Below are 947 nucleotides of genomic sequence, written 5' to 3'. Positions count from 1 at the left end.
AGCAGCAGCACGCGCGGCCGCACCGCCACCGCGCGAGCCAGCCGGACGCGCTGGCGCTCGCCGCCCGACAGCTGGTCGATCGGTTTATCCGCATGCGCGTCGAGCCGCATCATCGCGAGCAGTTCGTCGACGCGCTCGCGCAGCGCGCGCGGCTCGGTCTTGCGGATCTTCAGCCCGTAGCCGACGTTGCCGCGCACCGTCAGGTTCGGAAACAGCGCGTAGTTCTGGAACACCATGCCGACCTGCCGGCGCTCGATCGGCAGCGCGGTCACGTCGTCATTGCCGAACGCGATCGTGCCGCCGGCGTCCGGCGTGTCGAGGCCCGCGATCAGGCGCAGCGTCGTGGTCTTGCCGCAGCCCGACGGCCCGAGCAGCACGAGCGTTTCGCCCGCGCCGATCGACAGGTCGAGCGGTTCGAGCACGCGGGTGCCGCGGAACGTCTTCGCACAGCGGGTCAGGGTGATGGGGGTGGAATCGAGTTTCATGTCTGCGAGAAATTCAGCGCGGGCGCTTCTTGAGCGCACGCGTGCCGGACGGATCGACACCGAGCCACTGCATCGCGACGAGCAGCGGCAGCGTCATCAGCAGGAACAGGATCGTGTACGCGCTGCCGACTTCGAGGCGCAGCGACGCATACGTATCGGCGAGCCCGACGGGCAGCGTCTTGGTGTCGGGCGTATGCAGCATCCACGTGAGGTTGAATTCGCCGATCGACAGCGTGAGCACCGCGAGCGCCCCCGCAACGATGCCGGGGCGCAGGTTCGGCAGCACGATCGTGACGAAGCGCGTGACGAACGACGCGCCGAGGCTGGCCGCGCCTTCCTCGAGCGTGCGCAGGTCGGCGCCGGCCGCGACGGCCGCGGCCGCGCGCACCATGCACGGCAGGGTCGGACGAGCACACGTCTGAACTCCCGTCACGTGTCCGACTCCCGTATGCCTTCTTCTGC

General features: G+C 69.4%; 2 protein-coding genes. Both read right to left on the bottom strand.

Features of this window, described 5'->3' with window-relative positions; translation table 11 throughout:
- A partial coding sequence (locus G3N93_RS40925; RefSeq protein ID WP_206135626.1) for an ABC transporter ATP-binding protein occupies positions 1-485 on the bottom strand: 485 nt, incomplete at its 3' end.
- A 13-nt stretch (positions 486-498) separates the two neighbouring features.
- Positions 499-947: ABC transporter permease (locus G3N93_RS40920; RefSeq protein ID WP_206135625.1), on the bottom strand; the 449-nt coding region annotated here is incomplete at its 5' end.

Origin of the sequence: Burkholderia sp. Se-20378 (assembly GCF_017104665.1) — a bacterium.
GTDB classification, from domain to species: domain Bacteria; phylum Pseudomonadota; class Gammaproteobacteria; order Burkholderiales; family Burkholderiaceae; genus Burkholderia; species Burkholderia lata.
This window is presented reverse-complemented; position numbering and strand designations above follow the sequence as displayed.